This is a genomic window from Rufibacter latericius, from assembly GCF_003721515.1.
GTDB classification, from domain to species: domain Bacteria; phylum Bacteroidota; class Bacteroidia; order Cytophagales; family Hymenobacteraceae; genus Nibribacter; species Nibribacter latericius.
On record NZ_RJJD01000015.1, the window covers coordinates 192,458 to 206,921 of the forward strand.

The following is a 14,464-nucleotide window of genomic DNA, read 5'->3' on the forward strand; positions in this document are numbered from 1 at the left end:
AGGGGCAGAAACAACAATCCCCGTTTAAGGCTTCGTTTAGGAAAACGGACTTTAAACGGGGATTCGTCACTCACTCACTCACTCACTCACTCACTCACACGTTATCTTCATCGGGCAGAATCTCTACATCCTGTACCAGAACAAGGTTCTCTATCTCGCGGCCTCTAGGGGTGTTGGCGAGCCCTCCTAAGGCGGTTTCTTTGTATTTGGTTTCCATGCTTTGGCCAACTTCTCCTAAAGCCATCACGCACTGATCTACCGGTATCACCGGATTTACGCCGGCAATGGCAATCTGGGCACTGGAAAAGGCAATGGCTGCCGCACTGGCGTTGCGCACAATGCATGGAACCTCCACCAGCCCTGCCACCGGGTCACAGATCAAGCCCAGCATACATTGAATGGTAATAGCCACGGCGGCAAAGGTCTGCTCCACGCTTCCGCCCAGGCAGTACACAATGGCTCCGGCACCCATGGCCGCGGCACTTCCGGTTTCGGCTTGGCAACCGCCTACTGCTCCCGCCAAAGAGGCGTTGGTTTCAATGATGAGCGCAATACCGGCAGCTACCAGTAATCCTTCATGAATCTTATGGTCATCCAGTTGGTGCAGGTCCTGAATGGTGGTTAAGATACCCGGCAAAATGCCCGATGCCCCAGCCGTAGGCGCGGCCACTACCCGGCCCATGCACGAGTTCACTTCCTTGGCACCCAGCGCCCTGCTGATGAGCTGTTGGAACTCAGGTGACAAAACGGTAACCGGAGCCGCCGCTACTTTCTTGGCCCCGTTGTTCACCATGCCCGAGCGGGAGGTCATGTCTTGGGTGAGCCCGGTTTTCACGGCATCCTTCATGACTTCGTACGCCCGCTGCAGACCATCCCATATCTGTTCCTCAGTGCGGCCTTTCTGTTCTATCTCATAGGCCAGTACTGCCTTGTACAACGGTTCTCCCGATGCCTGGCAATGCTGTTCCCAACTCGCGAAATCATTAAAAAGTAGCGCCATCTTTCGTCTTTATCTTATGGTTCTGAAACCTTCTTCTTACCTTATGCCAAGTTCCCGATTGTCTGCGCCCAAGGCGATTTTCCCAAAAGGTTAAGCCATTAAAATTACGGGAAAGAAAAGAGAATATCGGTATGTCTTTTATACGGCAACAGAAAAAAACCTAACATTAGTTCTAATTCTGTTTTTGGCGTATTTTTAAGTAAACAGCCCTAAATCTGCTGCGTATGCTGGCCTCACTGCTTCAACAGGTTCCTCTTTTTAACACAGATGACGTAGAGGCTTTTTTACCGCTCTGGAAGAAACGGATTACCGTGAACCGCGGCGATTTCCTGATCAGGGAAGGGCAGGTGGAGCAGCATCTGTACTTTGTAGAGACCGGGGCGTTGCGGCTGTACCTACCCACGCCGCAAGAGGATATCTGCGTGGGTTTCGCTTATCCCAACACCTTGATCACCTCGTTCCCGTCGCTGGTAACGCAAACGCCCTCCCTGTACTGCATTCAGGCTCTGCGCAAAAGCGAGTTACTGGCCATCACCAAAACTGATTTTGACCTGATTCAGGAAAAACGGCCCGTATTCGGGAAGTTCTGGCGGATGGAGTTGGAGAAGGCCTTGGTGGGGAAGATTGAGCGCGAAGTAGACCTGCAGTTACCAGACCCGGCCCAGCGCCTGGAGCGGCTGCTGCGCCGGAGTCCGCATATTTTCCAGTTGGTGCCCAAGAAGTACATTGCCTCCTATCTGCGCATGACCCCAGAGACCCTGAGCCGCATCATGTAATTCTTGATTTGAATCAAGGTTTAGGAGAAAGGAGGCTTCTACCTTTGGTAAAAAAAAGATAAACGCCATGAACACAGCCACTTTCCTTTCCCAGCTACAGCAGCAGGCCCAAGCTCAAGAGATCCTTGTTCGTTCTGAGTTTCTCGCCCAGGACCCGGCCATGCTCAATGTCAAGCCGCACGCCACCGGTTGGAGCATCCTGGAATGCCTGGAACACTTGAACCGCTACAGCCGCTTCTACCTGCCGCACGTTGAACGGGCCCTCGCCGCTACTGCCACGCCGCTTGCGCCGCAACCCGTACGTTACTCCTGGATGGGGAAAAAATCAATTGACCTGGTGAACCCCGCCAACGCGAAGAAACACAAAACGCTCAAGCACATGAACCCGCACAACAGCCAACTCACGGCGGCAGTGTTGGAGGAATTCCTGCAGCACCAAAGCAAACTGATGCAGTTTCTGGAAAACGCCGCCAAAGCCGATCTCAACCAAAAAGCCATTCCGGTGGAGTTCTTCCGGTTGCTCAAGATGCGCTTGGGTGAAGCCCTGGAGTTTTTGTTACTGCACCAGCAACGCCACCTGCAGCAAGCCCTTCGGGTGAAAGAGCAGCTCCGCCAGCCAATAAGTTTGGTAGTATGAGCAAATTGCCTACTGCTGGTCTAGATAAACCAAGTTATCCTACCGGAACCTCTTCTTTGATGGTCACGATGTTGCGCTCGCCGGTTTGCAGGTTTACTTTCCAGAGTTCGTGGGCATTGGTGTTGGTGATCCAGAGGTGATCCTGAAAGAAGAGCACATCATTGGGTTCTTCCAAGCCGCCAACTACCGTCCGGATGCGTTCCTTGGCCAGGTTGATTTCTTTGACTTTGCCGTTGTAGGTATCGGCCAGATATAAGTTGCCGTTGTGGGCGGTGATGCCCATGCAGTGCTGCAGATAGGCCTCGTCAAAGTCACCGTCTTCATCCCCGAACTCAAAGAGGCCGCGGCCGATAAGGGTGGTCACCTTGCCTTTGTTTAGATGCAGGGCGCGCACGGCACTGGCCTCGGGGTCTGCTACGTAAAGGGTATGATCTATCAACGTCAAGCCGCTGGGCTGGTTGAACGCCGCCTCATGCAGCGTTCCATCGGCGAGAGCCTCCCGACCGGTTCCCGCGAAACGGTACACCTTCTCGGTCTGAAGGTCCATGCGCAGGATCTGGTGATTTCCGGCGCTGGCAATGTAGAGCTGGTTTCCGTCAATAATCACATCCCAAGGGCTGTTAGGGTTCACGGGCACGCCTATTTCCTCATGGAAGAAGTAATAACTCAGTTCTCCCGTCCCCGCCACCGTTTTCACCTGCTTCTGAACCAGGTCTACCTTCCGGATGGCGTTGTTCTTTGCATCGGCGACGTAGAGAAACTGCCCATGCAGCGCCAAACCGTGCGGCTCATGGAAAGTAGCGTCTTCGGTGGACCCGTCGGTAAAGCCCTGCTGCCCGCTGCCTATGACTTCCAGGATTTTTCCCGAAGTATCCAGTTTCAAGATCCGGTTATGGCCGCTGTCAGACAGGTAGAGATTGCCTTCGGCGTCTGCAATCAGCTTGGAAGGGAACCTTAAAGGCGATTCTGCGGCAGTTTCGGGTTTGAAGCGGTAGGGCTCCAGGTTTAACCGACTCGCAAAGGTCTCGATCAGATCATCTATATGCGGCTTGATGATGTCATAGATGCCTTCGCCTGATCTCTGGCCCACTACTTTTCCATCGGGGTCAATGAGGGCCACGGTAGGCCATGCGTTCACCGCATAATGTTTCCACACCTCAAAGTCTGCATCGTTCACCACCGGGTGATTGATCCCAAATTTGAGAATAGCCTGCCGGATGGCGGTGTTCCTTTTCTCGGCATCGAATTTCGCGGAGTGCACTCCAATCACCACCAATTCGTTGGGGTATTCCTTTTCCAGGCGCTTCAGGTCTGGTAAAATATGCTGACAGTTGATGCACCCAAAGGTCCAGAAATCGAGCAAGACAATCTTGCCCCTGAAGTCCTTGATGGTGTAGGATCGGTTCACATTTAGCCAACCGTGGCGAGTATTTATCTCAGGGGCGTTGACACGTCCGGTAAGCATAGGCAAGTAGATAATTATAAATTACGGAGTTAATATATAGGGTTTTTACAAACAAATCCAAAAATTATTACAATCCATTTCCTTTAACTCAGGCTTTGGAAGTTATTTGCCGGCTTTACGTAAAAACTCTTTGAGAAGGGAAGTCTTCAGAGGCTTTTCTAATGGAAGCTTTCTCTAGCCTGAAGAATGAAGCTCCTGTTTTCTCTTTTACTGAACAGGCTGATAACCCACTTCAGAAGTAAACGGTGTAGGGAATTCACTCAGGTTTGAAAGAACTTCAGAATGGCATGAGTCAACTCCAGCCGCTTTCGGTCTCCTTTCGGTAAAAGAAGCCCAAAATAAAAGTCCTGAAGCTTAAGCTCCAGGACTCACTAAAAGTATTAAAGATTCTAAATACGAATTTGTTTCTGCAACACTAACAAGCCGTTTATCAGGGAGTATAGTACCTTCAACGGCTAGAGGTCTGTTCAGGTATATCTGTGCACGCAATCCCTCATCGACGGAGTTGGTTTGCGCATTCAGTGGCTTAGGAGGAAGGCATTTCAATTTCTTCTCTGGAAGACTTTGGCTTTCCTGTATTTCTCCACACGGGACGGCCGGGGTTTGGCCTCGGTCTGTACGTGAAAGGCAGAAACAAGCCATAGAAGCGTGAATACGGAGAGAAACAGTTTAAACTGGTAGTAGTCGCGATTGATTGCCGGTGGAAGATAACAGGGGTAGAGAACCAACCGCTTCGGTCTCGCCAAAAGCGAGAAGTAAAATTCTGTCTGCTGTGTAAGAGAAGTGACTGACCCATTATCATAGAATTCTAAGGGTGCGAAAACCCGATTTGGGCTTGTTTTTCAGAAACCAAGGGGAAAACGTCTCTTCTCTGGAGGAACCTTCAGAGCAACGTACCAGGAGAACTGTTGTAAAGCCCGGAGGGCCGACTGAATGATCTTTGCCGAGATGCACCTTCCGCCGTTTCAAAGCCCCTACTTAGGTCATGGGCCTCTGCTGCGTTGTTTACAAATTGAGTTTAGGTAAACAAATTGAAGAAAGCAAGCCAAAATTAACCTAACTACATCATTATCAATTTACTATTGCGTTTTTTTTTGCAAAACAGGTAACATTCCTATTTATCAACTACATAGTTCTTAATGCTGTTGGGAGATAGAAATAGGTTGAAAATAACATTACAGAAAACGCTTTACGGGCAAAATTGCCCAAAGCCTTACATCTGCACTCTTCTTTCTAAGGGACAAATCTAATTATAGTACCTTTAACTGTTCATTAGCTCAAAGACTGACCAGAACCTGCATTATTCAACGTAGGCTTATTCGCTCAGGTCAGTACTGTTTGACTTAGAAACTGCACATGAGTAAAACCATCGGAACACATGAATAAAGTAGTAGATTTTATGGCCCTGCTCTTCAACATCAGGACGGCGAACAACACCGAAGGATATCAGCGGGGCCGCTTCGGATGGATGAAAACCTTGCTGATGCCTTTCCGGTGGGCGGTTCTTTTACTCGTAGCCGGAACAGTCTTGCTCCTTCTGATCAGCTTGCTTACCGATTCCTATTTCAAGGAAAAGAATACCAGGAAGAAACTAAGCCAATTGGCGGCGGTCATCGTGAAGCATGAACAAAGGCAACGCCAGTTACCCTCCAGTCTGCCCGAGGCAGTGGCCAACAGCCCCTTGCACCGGGATCTCACCCTTGACAGCTGGGGCCAGCCTATTCTTTACAAGCATAACCCAGGTAAAAAAACTTTTCTGCTCCTCTCCGGGGGCAAAGACCGTCAGCTTCACACCAAAGACGATTTGGCACAGATGGTACAGATAGAAAGTTCAGGTGAGTAAACGGTCATGTTGCTTTGTACTTAGGCAAGGCAATTTAGTGGAGTTATAGGCAAAACTTATACCCTAATCTTCCGTTTTTATCCTAGTTTCCTGAAAACAGCCTTGAAACAGGACATCGTTTCTGGCTGGGTTTCCTTGCAGGATGCTTTTACCGCATGTATCACCTTAACTTGTTTTCTATCACGTAACTCTACCCAACTTGAGCCTCAAACATTTTCTGACGACCTCACTCCTGTGGATTTCCCTGTCTGCCGGAGTCGTAGCCCAGACGCCTGTAGCCGATACCATCGCTACCCAATCGGTACTATCGCCAGCGCAAAAATTTTCAACGGATGAAAAACCCAAGACCAAGCATTACCTGAAACGGGCGGTGCTTCCCTCGGCCATCTTGATTGCAGCGGGCATTGCCACCATCAAAGACAATGGTTTTTACAGCAGCTACGACGCCAGCCGAGACGCCCGTAAGGCATTCCCCAATTTCAGCACCAAGGTAGATGATTACCTGTTTTTCGTGCCCATTGTGGGGCTTTACGGATTCACCGCCTTCTCCCCGGAAAACAAACACGACATCCGGCGGCAGACGGGGCTTCTGCTCACCTCCGGGGCATTGACCACGCTGGTAATCTACCCCACCAAGATCTGGACAGGCCAGGAACGCCCCAACGGCCTGCCAAGGGCTTTCCCTTCAGGGCACACGGCCTATGCGTTTACCATTGCCACCATCGTAGACAAAGAGTTCCGGCATAAAAGCAAATGGATCAGCATTGGCAGCTACACCATCGCCTCGGCAACGGGCGTGATGCGGGTCCTGAACAATGAACACTGGATGGCCGATGTATTGGCCGGAGCTGGCATTGGTATCCTTTCTGTGAACACCGTGTACTTTCTCCACGACCGGCTCGTGCGCAACAAAGGGCTGAATGCCTCGGTTTCGCCTACCGTGTTACCTAACGGCCAACTTGGCCTGGGCATGGGGCTTCAGTTTTGATGATTGATGTTTGTTGATCGTTTTGAATAAAATAACCCGAAAACAGCGTATGATAGGGAATCTGAAAAGAGGTCGATTTTCATTCTGAAAAAACTCTGTTCGGGAACCATCAACAACCACCAACCATGAAGATACTGACCGCCGCCCAAACCCGGGAAGCAGATGCTTTCACCATTGCCCACGAACCTATCTCTTCGCTGGATCTGATGGAGCGGGCCTCCTCGGCGCTGGTGCAGTGGCTGGAGCAGAAGTATGACCCGGCAGTTCCTTTCTTTATCTTCTGCGGCACCGGCAACAACGGGGGCGATGGCTTGGCGGTCGCCCGGTTGCTCCACAACAACGGCTACGACGTACAGGTATTTCTCCCTGAAACCGGACAAAACCTCTCTCCAGACTTCAGCCAGAATTTGGAACGGCTGCCCCAGGCCATTTCCGTGACCAGGATACAGGACATGGAAGATCTTGCGCTGGAGATACCCGCCTCCGGAGTTGTATTGGACGGCTTTTTTGGCTCTGGGCTCTCCCGACCTCTGACCGGACTCTATGCGCAACTAATAGAATTCCTGAATCAGCAACAAGCCACCCGCATCGCCATTGACCTTCCATCCGGGCTGTTCGCCGATGCACCCACTCCCCCCGGTAGCGCTATTTTCCAAGCCGATATTACGCTGACCTTTGAACGGCCCAAACTGGCGTTTCTTCTGCCTGCCTCAGGGGCTTACGTAGGAGACTGGCACGTACTTCCCATCGGGTTGCATGAAGGGTATCTGAGCCAGGTAGAATCTCCGTACCAGGTGCTTTTGCCGCAGGCCATCAAAAGCCTGCTGCGTCCCCGTTCCAAGTTCTCGCACAAGGGAACCTACGGGCACGCTTTGCTGGCGGGCGGCAGTTACGGAAAGATGGGCGCTATTACCATGAGTGCCCAGGCGGCGCTTCGGGCCGGAGTGGGGTTGTTGACGGTGCTGGTTCCCGAAATTGGGTACGGCATTCTCCAGACCTCGGTGCCTGAGGCCATGGTGGTCACCGATGAGCAGGAACAACACCTTACCCGCTTCCCCGAGGACCTCACCAAATACCAGTGTGTGGGAATAGGCCCGGGGTTGGGGCAGGCCGAAGATTCCCGAATGGCTTTGGAGCAGCTATTCCGGCACAAGTTACCCCCGTTGGTCCTGGATGCCGATGCCCTGAACCTGCTTGCCGCTGACCGTTTCCTGCGTCAGCAACTGCCCCCAAATAGCATCCTGACTCCGCACCCCAAAGAGTTTGAACGGCTTACCGGCCCTGCTATAGATGATTTTCATCGTCTTCAGTTACTCCAAAGTTTCTGTGCCGAGCATTCGTGCTATGTGATTTTGAAAGGAGCCCATTCCTGCATTGGGACACCTTCTGGGGAATTTTTTTTCAATACCACAGGCAATTCGGGCATGGCCACGGGCGGCTCTGGCGATGTGCTTACCGGTATCCTGACGGGTTTACGGGCCCAAGGCTATTCTCCCTTGGAAGCCTGTCAACTGGGCGTTTACCTCCACGGACTAGCGGGCGACCTGGCCGCCGAAGTGGAAGGAGAAACCTCGCTCATCGCTTCTGATTTGTATAAATACCTGGGAGCCGCTTTTCAGAAGGCAGCAAAGTGATCAGAGAGCTAAATATCTTCTGTTTTAGGCCTGTTTTGGGGAAATGAGCCTGAAAGAAGCTTTGTTCCTGAATGGCTCCGGCGTTTATACCATGAACCAGACCAGCAGAAACTGAACCAGCATCATGCCATCGGCGAGGAGCAGGAAATAATACTGTGACCGGTACTCATGGGCATTCCAGACTACTAAGCCCGCGCCTACCCCTGCTAAACCTAACGCAACGCGCATGAGAGGGTCTGTTCCGGCTGGCACCAGCAACGCATAGAGCAACAACATGAACAGAGCCAGTTTCCGAGTATTGGGAACCCCCCATTTGGTGGGGAAAGTAACGGTTTCGGTGAGTTTGTCTTTGTGCACATCCCGGATATCAAACACCAGGGTGAGGGAGAAAAGAAACAGGAAGCGCCGCACGAAGAGGATGAGGCTGTCTCCTGAGAAAAGGTCGCGGTCCACCTCCATGAGCGGCAGTTGCACCGTAATGGCAGACCAGACATAGGCAATGAGAAACACCTTGAGAAACGGAATATCGCGCAGCGGAATATAGCGTTCTCCCTCGGGCACCACGGGCACGGAATAAAGCCCCGCTACTACCAGCAAGTGCAGCAGAAACCAGAAGTTCAGCTCGAAGATGGCCGTCCAGTACAGGTACAGGGCACACAGGACACTAGCTACCGAAATTACAATCAGTTCCAGCCGATTGGCTTTGATCCACTTGGTGCGGAGGGTTTGGGGTACTTCCTGGTTGAATTTGTAGGGCAGCAGGCTGTCTGCGTTGTACACGAACAGGGTGGCGAAAAAAACTATGCCGCCCAGCCGAAGGGAGATAGGAATCCCGCTCAGCAGATACGTCTCCCAGACCAGTCCGGCCGCGCACAGAGAGATGAACATGTTGCTGTACAGAATAAAATCAAGGATTTTCTGGGAGACCCTCATTGCTGCATTTTGATCATCGGCTTTCGGAACTGGTTGCCCGGCAAAGTACGCCAGCCAGAAATATAGGTGCAACACTATTCTCTGGTTTCTGCTCCTCTTTCACAAAGGAGGCTTTAAACGGGAAGCGCCGTTTTCCTATACGGGAAAGCGGCGCTTCTTACTAGTGTTCTTTTCTATTTCTTAGCTATCAGCTCTGAAAGTGGTATTGTACAGCTCAATGCTTTGCTCGATGATTTTGTAAGCATCTTCGCGGCCCAGGAAGTTCTCTACAATCACTTCTTTGTTTTCCAGTTTCTTATAGTCTTCAAAGAAACGCTGGATTTCCAACAACGTGTGCGGCGGCAACTCAGAGATATCGTTGATGTGCTTCACAGACATGTCATTGGCAGCTACCGCGATGATCTTGTCATCTTCCTCGTTGTTGTCAATCATCTGCATTACGCCAATCACCTTGGCATCAATGAGGCACATGGGAGCTACGTCAATAGAGCAGAGCACCAGAATGTCCAGGGGATCTTTGTCGTCACAGTACGTCTGCGGAATGAACCCGTAGTTGGCTGGGTAGTGTACCGCCGAGAACAATACGCGGTCTAGTTTCAGGAGGCCGCTGTCTTTGTCTAGTTCGTATTTCGCTTTGGAACCCTTCGGGATCTCAATGATGCCGGTTACAATCTTAGGGGCGTCTTCGCCGTAGTTCACATCGTGCCAGGGATTGCTGGCGTTTTTCGTAGTTTCTAACATCTTAGCTTTCTGTATCTCTTTTTATCTTCTGGCGGATTGCTTACCGCACGTGTTCCAATAAAGCCCGCCCGGTGGTGCCGTTTGGCTCCTGAATGCGCAGCCACGCCGCAAGACTAGGCGCAATATCTATAATTTCTGTGTGAACGGTAGACTCTCCGGCCGGAATCTGCCACCCGTACCATAACAACGGAATGTGGGTGTCATAGGCCCACGGACTGCCATGCGTAGTTCCTTTGGCCATGCCGCGGCCATAGTTCTCATACCAACCCGGCTGATACGTAACCATCACATCGCCGGAACGATATGGCATGTACCCGTTCTCCACCAACATACCCACTCCCTTGCTCCAGTGCGATTTCATGAGAGCATCGGCGGTGAAAGAGCGTAATATGCCCGGGAAACGCTGCATGAAACGGGCTGTTTCTTCCTGCAGTTCTGCCAGGTTGGCTTTTTTGCTTTCAATGACCGCGTGGTTGAAATAGATCTGTTGGTTCATGAACGAGCTTACCCACTCAGCCGCCCCGAACTTCTGGTTCAGGTGCTTTTTGAGGGAATCGGTCATGATGCCGTTGTTGGTGTTACCCGCCGGAATACGCAATTGCTGCAGATAAGTTGGGTTATGGGCTGCACCATGGTCAGCGGTCAGAAAAATAAGTACGTTTTCTTTGCCCAACTGCTTGTCCAGGAACTTGAGGAAATCGGCAAGATCCTGGTCCAAGCGCAGGTAGTTGTCTTCCACCTCAATGGAGTTGGGTCCGAACTGGTGCCCGATGTAATCTGGGGTAGAGAAGCTCATCGCCAGGAAATCGGTGACGGTGTTCTTGCCCAGGTTTTCCGCGAGAATTGCCTCTTTTGCGAATTCTTTGGTGTACGTGTTCCCGGCCGGGATGGAGCGCAACAGATCAAAAGTCTTGCCGCGGTACGCCGGGATGTTGTGGGGGAACACCGGTTTGGCTTCTCCGGTGAATGTGCCTTCAAAGGCCTGGTCATCGGCGGCACTCTCGGTGTACTGGGCTATAGGAAGCAAGGTATTCCAGGGTTGGCTCAGGTATTGATCCGGAAGTTTGCGGTTGTTGAACGCCTGTACCCAAGCCGGCAACTCCTTCATGTAATACGTGCTGGAGATCATGTTGCCATTGCTGCCGTCAAACCAATAGGCGGCATCGGCGGCGTGCCCGGCCGGAAGAATAGAACCCCGGTCTTTCAGGCTAAGCCCGATTACTTTGCTTTTCTGGTTTGTGGCTAGTTTCAGTTCATCGGTGATGGTGGAGGAAAGCATGTTCACTGGTGACATCTGCCCTGCGGCGGAAGTACTGCCTACGGTCTGCACGGTTTTATCCTCGGCGCAATAGATGTTTCTTCCCGTGGTGCGGTTGTACCAGTCATTTCCCACAATGCCGTGCATGGCTGGGGTGGTACCGGTATAGATAGAGGCGTGGCCCGGACCAGTATAGGTGGGAACGTAGTTGTAGTGGTTGTTCCGGAAATTGAACCCTTCGCCTATCAGGCGTTTAAAGCCGTCTTTTGAATATTTGTCCCAAAAACGGTACAGGTAATCATAACGCATCTGGTCTACCACTATGCCAATCACCAGTTTCGGTTTCTCCGGTCCTTTTGCCTTGGATTTCTTGCGTTGGGCTGCTCCCGGGAAACTCCCCATCAGCAACACCAAGGCCAGCATCCAACCACAAATCGCTCCTTTTCTCATTCTGTTAAACTTCTGATTACGTTTTAAGGCTTTCTTTGTAAAAATGCCCCAAAAACGTAAATATAGTTGATAAACGCTTTCCTTCCCCTTTTCCAGAAAGAGCCCCAAAATATAATTTATGGGTAACATACCCCTACAAAAGCAAAGCGCCCATTTTTCAATGGGCGCTTTGGGTAAGAGGTAATGGAAAATCTATCTTCCGGCTGCCAGCGCTTCGGCACCACCTACAATCTCCAGGATCTCAGTGGTGATAGCCGCTTGGCGGGTTCGGTTATAGGTCAGTTTCAATTGCTTCAGGAGTTCGCCGGCGTTTTCAGTGGCTTTGTCCATGGCGGTCATCCGGGCACCGTGCTCAGAGGCGTTAGACTCCAAAACGGCTTTGTACACCTGAATCTTCAGAGACTTAGGGATCAACTGCTCAATGATCTCTTCTTTAGAAGGCTCAAAGATGTAGTCCAGGTTGGTGTTGACGTTGGCCTGCTCATTGGTGTTCTCCTGGATAGGCAGGAATTGCTCCGTCCGGATGATCTGCGTAGCCACGTTTTTGAATTCGTTGTACACAATATCCACCTGGTCGTAAAGCCCTGTCCGGAAACCTTCCATCGCTTGCTCGGCGGCTACGCGCACGGTCTCAAACGACAGATTCCCGAATACCGTGGTAAAGTCACCGGCCATAGGCATGTTGCGCTTATTGAAGTACTCATGTCCTTTTTTCCCGATGGCCATGATCTCAATATTTCCTGCTGCCGCCTGGGCACTATACCGCTCGTTGATGAGGCTGTTTATCGCTTTCATCACGTTCGCGTTGAAAGCTCCACACAAACCACGGTCTGAGGTGACGGCAATAATCAACACCCGCTGTATATCACGCTTTTGTGCATACACATTCTCTCCGGCCTCGCCGCTTACGCTGGAAAGGTTAGACAAAATGCTGTTCAGACGCTGCGCATAAGGACGCATGCGCAGGATATTATCCTGGGCCCGGCGCAATTTAGCAGCCGCCACCATTTTCATGGCTTTGGTGATCTGTTGGGTAGACCCTACAGAGACAATGCGGTTACGTACTTCTTTTAAACTTGCCATTAACTTGCGTCAAGTATAAACAGAGAAAAAAGAGCACACGTGTGACCGCTATGCTCTTCTTCTGTTGGTTTAATTATTTACGATATCTGGCTGTGATCTCACGCGCCACTTGCTTGAGCGTGTCAGTCACGTTATCATCAATTTTACCAGCTCTCAAAGCATCCAGAACCGGACGGTGCTGAGCATTCAAGGTCATAGTAAAGTCTTTTTCGAACTGACGCACCTGGTTTACCGGAACATCATCGATCAGACCATTGGTACAGCAGTAGATCATGGCTACCTGGTCTTCCACCGCTACCGGAGAGAACTGGGCTTGCTTCAACACTTCCAGGTTTCTGCGGCCACGCTCAATGGTCAATTTAGTAGAGGCATCCAGGTCAGAACCGAATTTAGCGAAGGCTTCCAATTCACGGAACTGCGCCTGGTCCAGTTTCAGGGTACCAGCCACTTTCTTCATGGACTTGATCTGTGCGTTACCACCCACACGTGATACCGAGATACCTACGTTGATCGCCGGACGGATACCAGAGTTGAACAAGTTAGTCTCTAGGAATATCTGACCGTCGGTGATAGAGATCACGTTGGTTGGGATATAGGCAGAAACGTCACCAGCCTGCGTCTCAATGATTGGAAGAGCGGTCAAAGAACCACCACCTTTCACTAAGTGACGGATAGACTCTGGTAAGTCGTTCATGTCTTGCGCGATGCTATCAGAAGCGTTGATCTTAGCCGCACGCTCCAACAAACGGGAGTGCAGATAGAATACGTCACCTGGGTACGCCTCACGTCCTGGAGGACGACGAAGCAACAAAGACACTTCACGGTAAGCCACTGCTTGCTTAGACAAGTCATCATAAACTACCAGTGCAGGACGACCGGTATCCCGGAAGAACTCCCCAATAGCGGCACCGGTAAACGGCGCGTAGAATTGCAAAGGAGCTGGGTCAGCAGCCGGAGCAGCCACTACCACAGTGTAACGCATGGCACCACTAGCTTCCAACGCGTTCACGATCTGGGCTACGGTAGAGGCTTTCTGCCCAATGGCTACGTAGATACAGAATACTGGGGCACCACGGTCAAAGAACTCACCCTGGTTGATGATAGTATCAATGGCCACAGCAGACTTACCTGTCTGACGGTCACCGATGATCAACTCCCGCTGGCCACGGCCAATCGGAATCATAGAGTCAATTGCTTTGATACCAGTTTGCATCGGCTCATTTACCGGCTGACGGTAGATTACGCCTGGTGCTTTTCTTTCAATTGGCATTTCGTACAGTTCACCCACTAATGGGCCTTTACCGTCTATTGGCTGACCAAGGGTGTTCACCACACGGCCTACCATGCCATCGCCTACGCGAACGGAGGCAATTTTATTTGTTTTCTTTACTGTGTCGCCTTCTTTAACGTCGCTCCAGTCACCCAACAATACCGCACCCACATTGTCTTCCTCTAGGTTAAGAACAAGGGCTTGCAGACCATTTTCGAACTCTAACAACTCACCAGACTGTGCCTTGGATAAGCCGTAGATACGAGCAACACCGTCACCCACTTGCAGAACCGTACCAACTTCTTCTAGTTCAGCTTCTGTTCTGAAGTTTGACAGCTGTTCTCTTAAAATCGCTGATACTTCATCAGGTCTAACTTCTGCCATGA

Annotated in this window: 12 protein-coding genes; 5 read left to right on the plus strand and 7 right to left on the minus strand. The window is 51.1% G+C overall.

Annotated elements, in window-relative coordinates; all coding sequences use genetic code 11:
* Positions 1–94: 94 nt before the first annotated feature.
* Positions 95–1,000 (minus strand): L-serine ammonia-lyase, iron-sulfur-dependent, subunit alpha, encoded by a 906-nt coding sequence (gene sdaAA / locus EFB08_RS18340; protein ID WP_123128417.1) that lies wholly within the window; start codon positions 998–1,000, stop codon positions 95–97.
* 224 nt (positions 1,001–1,224) lie between these two features.
* On the opposite strand from sdaAA, the gene EFB08_RS18345 reads away from it, so the two are divergent.
* Positions 1,225–1,776: a Crp/Fnr family transcriptional regulator gene (locus EFB08_RS18345; RefSeq protein WP_123128418.1), complete on the plus strand. Its 552-nt coding sequence runs from the start codon at positions 1,225–1,227 to the stop codon at positions 1,774–1,776.
* A gap of 67 nt (positions 1,777–1,843) precedes the next feature.
* Positions 1,844–2,413, plus strand: coding sequence for a DinB family protein (locus tag EFB08_RS18350; protein WP_123128419.1), 570 nt, complete (start codon positions 1,844–1,846; stop codon positions 2,411–2,413).
* Between the two features lie 34 nt (positions 2,414–2,447).
* Here the strand turns inward: EFB08_RS18350 and EFB08_RS18355 are convergent, their stop codons facing one another.
* Positions 2,448–3,878, minus strand: coding sequence for a thioredoxin-like domain-containing protein (locus tag EFB08_RS18355; RefSeq protein WP_123128420.1), 1,431 nt, complete (start codon positions 3,876–3,878; stop codon positions 2,448–2,450).
* Positions 3,879–5,256: 1,378 nt separating this feature from the next.
* Between EFB08_RS18355 and EFB08_RS18360 the strand changes: the two genes are divergently transcribed.
* The 3 genes from EFB08_RS18360 (at position 5,257) to EFB08_RS18370 (ending at position 8,343) form a co-directional block, all read left to right on the plus strand.
* On the plus strand, positions 5,257–5,721 hold the full coding sequence (locus tag EFB08_RS18360) for a hypothetical protein (RefSeq protein ID WP_123128421.1): 465 nt from the start codon (positions 5,257–5,259) through the stop codon (positions 5,719–5,721).
* A gap of 199 nt (positions 5,722–5,920) precedes the next feature.
* A complete protein-coding gene (locus EFB08_RS18365) occupies positions 5,921–6,709 on the plus strand; it encodes a phosphatase PAP2 family protein (RefSeq protein ID WP_123128422.1) in 789 nt (262 codons plus the stop codon).
* A gap of 125 nt (positions 6,710–6,834) precedes the next feature.
* On the plus strand, positions 6,835–8,343 hold the full coding sequence (locus EFB08_RS18370) for an NAD(P)H-hydrate dehydratase (protein ID WP_123128423.1): 1,509 nt from the start codon (positions 6,835–6,837) through the stop codon (positions 8,341–8,343).
* 84 nt (positions 8,344–8,427) lie between these two features.
* Here the strand turns inward: EFB08_RS18370 and EFB08_RS18375 are convergent, their stop codons facing one another.
* The 5 genes from EFB08_RS18375 to atpA form a co-directional block, all read right to left on the minus strand.
* The gene (locus EFB08_RS18375) at positions 8,428–9,351 is read right to left on the minus strand and encodes a UbiA prenyltransferase family protein (RefSeq protein WP_125077798.1); all 924 of its coding nucleotides are present in this window, start codon (positions 9,349–9,351) and stop codon (positions 8,428–8,430) included.
* A 105-nt stretch (positions 9,352–9,456) separates the two neighbouring features.
* Complete coding sequence (locus EFB08_RS18380) at positions 9,457–10,017, minus strand: inorganic diphosphatase (protein ID WP_123128425.1); 561 nt, start codon at positions 10,015–10,017, stop codon at positions 9,457–9,459.
* Positions 10,018–10,057: 40 nt separating this feature from the next.
* Positions 10,058–11,725: an alkaline phosphatase PafA gene (gene pafA, locus EFB08_RS18385; RefSeq protein WP_227006404.1), complete on the minus strand. Its 1,668-nt coding sequence runs from the start codon at positions 11,723–11,725 to the stop codon at positions 10,058–10,060.
* Between the two features lie 192 nt (positions 11,726–11,917).
* Positions 11,918–12,808: an ATP synthase F1 subunit gamma gene (gene atpG, locus EFB08_RS18390; RefSeq protein WP_123128427.1), complete on the minus strand. Its 891-nt coding sequence runs from the start codon at positions 12,806–12,808 to the stop codon at positions 11,918–11,920.
* 73 nt (positions 12,809–12,881) lie between these two features.
* Positions 12,882–14,462 (minus strand): F0F1 ATP synthase subunit alpha, encoded by a 1,581-nt coding sequence (atpA, locus tag EFB08_RS18395; RefSeq protein WP_123128428.1) that lies wholly within the window; start codon positions 14,460–14,462, stop codon positions 12,882–12,884.
* Positions 14,463–14,464: the final 2 nt, after the last annotated feature.